Origin of the sequence: Parvibaculum sp. (assembly GCF_049672805.1) — a bacterium.
In the GTDB taxonomy this organism is placed as follows: domain Bacteria; phylum Pseudomonadota; class Alphaproteobacteria; order Parvibaculales; family Parvibaculaceae; genus Parvibaculum.
The window spans coordinates 1-4,750 of the sequence record NZ_JBATWS010000448.1 but is presented as its reverse complement, the minus strand read 5'-3'; the positions used below and the strand labels follow the sequence as shown (position 1 = coordinate 4,750).

Here is a 4,750-nt window from a genome sequence, read left to right as displayed (position 1 = left end):
GACCGCTGGCGGCATCATCATTCCGGACACGGCCCAGGAGAAGCCCTCCCAGGGTGAAGTGGTCGCGGTGGGCCCGGGCGCCCGTGGCGATGACGGCAAGATCATTGCGCTCGACGTGAAGGTCGGTGACCGGGTGATCTTCGGCAAGTGGTCGGGCACCGAAGTCAAGATCGACGGCGAAGAGCTGCTGATCATGAAAGAAAGCGACATCATGGGTGTGCTCGAAGGCGCCGGCAAGAAGAAGGCAGCCGCCGAGTAAGGCTCGCACCGGATTGCGGTGGCGGGCCCTTTTTTGTGCGCCCTCGCCCCTGCTCCGTTTCATGGATTTAGAAGGATCAAGAAGACATGGCTAAAGAAGTCAAATTCGGTCGTTCCGCGCGCGAGAGCATGCTTCGCGGCGTCGACATTCTTGCCGATGCGGTAAAGGTGACGCTCGGTCCGAAGGGCCGCAACGTGGTCATCGACAAGGCCTTTGGCGCCCCCCGCACCACGAAGGACGGCGTGTCGGTTGCGAAGGAAATCGAACTCGAAGACAAGTTCGAAAACATGGGCGCGCAGATGGTCAAGGAAGTTGCTTCCAAGACCAACGACAAGGCGGGCGACGGCACGACCACTGCCACGGTTCTGACGCAGGCGATCGTGCGCGAAGGCGCAAAGTCGGTTGCCGCCGGCATGAACCCGATGGATCTGAAGCGCGGTATCGACATCGCCGTTCGCACGGCCATTGACGACATCACCAAGCGCTCCAAGAAGGTGAAGTCGAACGACGAAGTCGCGCAGGTCGGCACGATCTCCGCGAATGGCGAATCGGAAATCGGCGCGATGATCGCCGAAGCGATGGCCAAGGTCGGCAATGAGGGCGTGATCACGGTTGAAGAAGCCAAGTCGCTCGAAACCGAACTCGATGTCGTGGAAGGCATGCAGTTCGATCGCGGCTACCTCTCGCCCTACTTCATCACCAATGCCGACAAGATGGTTGCCGAGCTTGATGAGCCGCTCATCCTGCTCCATGAGAAGAAGCTGACCAGCCTGCAGCCGATGCTGCCGGTTCTCGAGGCTGTGGTACAGTCCTCGCGTCCGCTCCTCATCATCGCGGAAGACATCGAGGGTGAGGCGCTTGCCACGCTCGTCGTCAACAAGCTCCGTGGTGGCCTGAAGGTCGCGGCCGTGAAGGCGCCGGGCTTCGGTGATCGCCGCAAGGCCATGCTCGAAGACATCGCCATTCTCACGGGCGGCCAGGTCATCTCTGAAGACCTCGGCATCAAGCTTGAGACGGTGACGCTCGACATGCTCGGCCGTGCGAAGCGCGTCTCGATCACGAAGGACGACACCACGATCGTCGATGGTTCCGGCAAGAAGAAGGACATCGAAGCGCGCGTCAACCAGATCAAGCGCCAGATCGAAGAAACCACGTCCGACTACGACAAGGAAAAGCTGCAGGAGCGCCTCGCGAAGCTCGCTGGCGGCGTTGCGGTGATCAAGGTCGGCGGTGCGACCGAAGTCGAAGTGAAGGAGCGCAAGGACCGCGTCGATGACGCGCTCAACGCGACCCGCGCTGCGGTTGAGGAAGGCATCGTTCCGGGCGGTGGCACGGCGCTGCTGATGGCCTCCAAGGCTGTTGCCAAGCTGACCGACGACAACCGCGACATCCAGGCGGGTATCAACATCATCCGCAAGGCGCTGGAAGCACCGATCCGTCAGATCGCCGAGAATGCTGGCGTGGAAGGCTCCATCGTCGTGCAGAAGGTGCTCGAGTCGAAGCAGCCCAATTTCGGCTTCGACGCCCAGAAGGAAGAATATGTGGACCTCGTTGCCGCCGGCATCATCGACCCGACCAAGGTCGTTCGCACGGCGCTGCAGGACGCAGCTTCCGTTGCCGGCCTCCTCATCACGACCGAGGCGATGATCGCCGAGGCGCCGAAGAAGGAAGGTGGCGCTGGTGGCGTGCCCGGCATGGGCGGCATGGGTGGCATGGGCGGCATGGACTTCTAAGAAGTCCCGCTCTCACCGAGAGACAATGGAAAGGGCCGGTGGAAACATCGGCCCTTTTTCTTTGCGCCCGGCGCAAGAGCCATTCAAACATCTTGTCAGGGACATTGTTCTCGGGCTTGCCCGGCGGCGCGCCTTGCGCGACCATCCGGCGAGGTCTATTCCAAGCCCCCAAGCGGGCAGCCCTCCTGCCCGCGCGGCCCCTTCCGAAGCAAGGACAACACCAATGACAGCGCTCCCTACGGTCGCCAATCCTCACCATCCCTTTCTTGATGGCAAGCCGAAGAAACTGCTGATTGGCGGGCGCTGGGTAGAGGCTGCGTCAGGCGAGACGTTTGAAACCCACAATCCCGCGACGGGCGCGCATCTCGCTCATGTAGCGAAGGGCGACAAGGAAGATATCGACCGTGCCGTTGCCGCCGCGCGAAAGGCTTTCGAGGAAGGTCCGTGGTCGCGCATGAAGCCCTATGAGCGGCAGCGCCTCATTCTCAAGCTCGCTGATCTCGTGGAGCGACATTACGAAGAACTGGCGACGCTCGACACGATCGATATGGGCGCACCGGTTGTCCGCACCTTCGGCAATCGCCAGCGCGTGATGGGCATGCTGCACTACTATGCGGGCCTGTCGATCAACATTCATGGCGAGACAATCGACAATTCGCTTCCCGGCGAAATCTTTTCCTACACGCTGAAGGAACCTGTCGGCGTTGTCGGCGCGATCATTCCGTGGAACGGGCCGCTCACGGCCTGCGTCTGGAAGATCGGCCCTGCCCTTGCCACCGGTTGCACCATAGTGCTCAAGCCTGCGGAAGAAGCACCGCTTACCGCGCTTCGCCTTGGCGAACTCATTGTCGAAGCGGGAATACCGGACGGCGTCGTCAACATCGTTACCGGCTTTGGCGAGACGGCAGGTGCCGCGCTTGCCGAACATATGGACGTGGACAAGATCGCCTTTACCGGCTCGCATTTCACCGGCCAGAAGATCGTTCACGCTTCCACCAGCAACCTCAAGCGCATCTCGCTCGAACTGGGCGGCAAGTCACCCGACATCGTGTTCGCCGATGCCGATCTCGATCTCGCTGTGCCGGGAGCAAGCATGGGCGTGTTTGCCAATTCCGGCCAGATTTGCAGCGCGGGCACGCGGCTCTTTGTGGAGCGGCGCATCTATGACGAGTTCACCGAGCGTGTTGCGGATTTTGGCAGGAAACTTCGCGTCGGCAACGGGCTTGATCCCGAGACGCAGATCGGGCCGCTCGTTTCCGCCGAGCAGCTTGATCGCGTGACAGACTACCTCAGCATCGGACGGCAGGAAGGCGCGCGCCCGATTGCGGGCGGCATGCAGCTCACCGATGGCGATTATGCGAAGGGCTATTTCGTTGCCCCGACCGTCTTTGCCGATGTGCGCGATGACATGCGAATCGCGCAGGAAGAAATCTTTGGCCCGGTTCTCTCCGCCATTCCCTTTGATGATGTGGAAGAGGTCATCAGGCGCGGCAACCAGACCCAGTTCGGCCTTGGCAGCGGCGTCTGGACGCGCGATGTGAGCAAGGCGCACCGGGTCGCAAAGGGGCTGCGCGCCGGGTCCGTCTGGGTGAATTGCTATCAGGCAATGGACCCTGCCGTGCCCTTTGGCGGTTACAAGATGAGCGGTTATGGCCGCGAATCCGGCATCCAGCACCTTGAGGAATATCTCAATGTGAAGGCCGTCTGGATCAAGACCGCGTGACATTCGAGCGGGACGCTGCGGCAGCTTCGTCTGCTTTCTGCGTCCCGCTCTGGCGCTGATCCTTCAAACCGCTAAACTTCCCGGCAAATGGAACACGGGGAGGATGGCCATGGATTTCTCATTCTCAGAGAAGGATGAAGAGTTTCGCGTGAAGGTGCGGGATTTTTTCGAGAACGAGTATCCGCGCGACATCATCGAGAAAATGGCGAGCGGCGCGTCGCCCTCGAAAGAAGATTATCAGCGATCCGAGCGCGCCATGGCGGCGAAGGGCTGGCTTGCGGTCAACTGGCCGAAAGCGGCAGGCGGCACAGGCTGGACCGCCAATGAGAAGTATATTTTCGATGAAGAGCTTGAACGCGCAGGCGCTCTGAATGTCGTGCCCATGGGCCTTCTCTATGTCGGCCCCGTCATCTACACATTCGGCACGGAAGAGCAGAAGAAGCGCTGGCTCCCCGGCATTCTCGACAGCACGACGTTCTGGGCGCAGGGCTATTCGGAACCGGGATCAGGCTCCGACCTTGCCTCGCTGCAATGTTCCGCCGTTTCGGATGGCGATGATTACATCGTCAATGGCACGAAAATCTGGACAAGCCTTGCGCAACATGCCGACTGGATTTTCTGCCTGCTGCGCACCTCACAGGAAGAAAAGAAGCAGGAAGGCATTACCTTTCTGCTGATCGACATGAAGACGCCGGGCATCACCGTCAATCCGATCATCACGATTGATGGCAAACATTCGCTCAACAGCGTGACCTTCGATAATGTCCGTGTGCCGAAAGAAAATCGGATTGGCGAGGAAGGCAAGGGCTGGACCTATGCCAACTATCTTCTCGGCCATGAGCGGACTTCCTATGCGCATGTGGCGGGCAAGCGGAAGCAGCTCGGCAATATCCGCAAGGCGGCGAAGGAGCGCGAGCTTCTTTCCGACCCTGCCTTCGTGGCGAAACTCACCTCGCTTGAAGCGCGGCTTGATGCGCTGGAGCTTACCGTGCTCCGCACGCTTTCATCCGTGGCGGAAGGCGGTGCGCCGGGAAA

The 4,750-nt window shown here is 60.6% G+C and carries 4 protein-coding genes; all 4 read left to right on the top strand.

Annotation, left to right across the window (positions count from 1 at the left end; all coding sequences use genetic code 11):
- The coding region (locus WBF74_RS13950; RefSeq protein ID WP_424440958.1) for a co-chaperone GroES at window positions 1-259 on the top strand (259 nt) is incomplete at its 5' end.
- A gap of 86 nt (window positions 260-345) precedes the next feature.
- Window positions 346-1,992, top strand: a complete 1,647-nt coding sequence (groL, locus tag WBF74_RS13945) for a chaperonin GroEL (RefSeq protein ID WP_424440956.1) — start codon at window positions 346-348, stop codon at window positions 1,990-1,992.
- 223 nt (window positions 1,993-2,215) lie between these two features.
- Entirely contained in the window at window positions 2,216-3,715 is a 1,500-nt protein-coding gene (locus WBF74_RS13940; RefSeq protein ID WP_424440954.1) for an aldehyde dehydrogenase family protein, read from the top strand.
- Between the two features lie 109 nt (window positions 3,716-3,824).
- Window positions 3,825-4,750, top strand: a 926-nt coding sequence (locus tag WBF74_RS13935; RefSeq protein WP_424440952.1) for an acyl-CoA dehydrogenase family protein, incomplete at its 3' end; no start/stop codon positions are given.

What these genes read in the sequence shown, in the direction of transcription:
- groL (WP_424440956.1), top strand. Translation starts at nt 346, where the DNA reads ATGGCTAAAGAAGTCAAATTCGGTCGTTCCGCGCGCGAGAGCATGCTT.
- WBF74_RS13940 (WP_424440954.1), top strand. Translation starts at nt 2,216, where the DNA reads ATGACAGCGCTCCCTACGGTCGCCAATCCTCACCATCCCTTTCTTGAT.